1 protein-coding gene is annotated in these 1,017 nt (G+C 58.6%); it reads right to left on the bottom strand.

Features of this window, described 5'->3' with window-relative positions:
- Nucleotides 1-243: 243 nt before the first annotated feature.
- Entirely contained in the window at nt 244-828 is a 585-nt protein-coding gene (locus tag sphst_RS14230; RefSeq protein ID WP_031393495.1) for a recombinase family protein, read from the bottom strand.
- Between the last annotated feature and the right edge of the window lie 189 nt (nt 829-1,017).

The following is a 1,017-nucleotide window of genomic DNA, read 5'->3' as shown; positions in this document are numbered from 1 at the left end:
AACTAGGTTCAATCGCTCCGATGTTCAAGGTAAACATATATTTAACGACGAAGCGATCCGTTTGCTGAAAGCTCACGAAATTGCCGTTCAATGGCCCATCTTGGGACGCACCGCATATAATGAGGCACGAGTTGCCCGTCGTTTGGCGCCGTGATTGCGGCATATCACTTAGGATGAGCGACCCTGCAGAGCCTATTCTCGATAGTCGTGTGTTCTTCGGACAAACTGCTTGATGCGATCGAGCTAGGTCTTCGCTGGTGCGGTCCAGCCGATCCGGGCTAGCGTGCCGATTAGCGTCGAGCGAGGTACCTTGAAGGTACGGCAGACAGACGCCTTACTAGCCCCACCATCCAGCGCGGCTGTAATGCGTTCGAGGGTTTCGGTATCGATCATCGGCGGGCGGCCACCCTGGCGTCCGCGACGTTTTGCCGCAGCAAGCCCAGCCATTACGCGCTCGCGCGTCAGTGAACGCTCATACTGTGCAAGCGCCCCAAAGAGAGAGAACAGCAATTCGCCGTGCGGCGTGGTCGTATCCATCTGCTCGGTTAGCGACCGGAACGCGATACCGCGCGTCTTCAAATCGATGACGATCGCCAGTAGGTGCGACAGCGAGCGTCCGAGCCGATCTAGCTTCCACACGATCAGCGTGTCGCCCGCGCTCAGATAATCAAGGCAGGCTTTCAGTCCCGGCCGATCGTCGCGGGCGCCGGATGCCTTATCGGTATGGAGATGTCGTTGTTCGACGCCCGCTCCGACCAGCGCATCGCGTTGGAGATCGACGGTCTGACGATCGTCGGCCGACGAGACCCGCATATATCCGACCAGCATGTACAACAAACCCCAGGAAGCACGTTCTCACATACCTTAACAAAGCGACGGGTTTGTCGAATGTTTTGCCAGATGAAAGGAGGGGCCGCAGAAAGCGCGAAGCCGAGGTGTCGCCTATCATGTGTTTTCCGTCAGGAGCGGGCGGCAGGACTCGGTTCCGTCGTGCTAGCGTCGAGCGGCCCGCCCCGG

Origin of the sequence: Sphingomonas sp. STIS6.2, from assembly GCF_000732685.2 — a bacterium.
Classification (GTDB): Bacteria; Pseudomonadota; Alphaproteobacteria; order Sphingomonadales; family Sphingomonadaceae; genus Sphingomonas; species Sphingomonas aerolata.
Note: the sequence above shows the minus strand (reverse complement) of the source record. Positions and strands in the feature narration are given on the sequence as shown.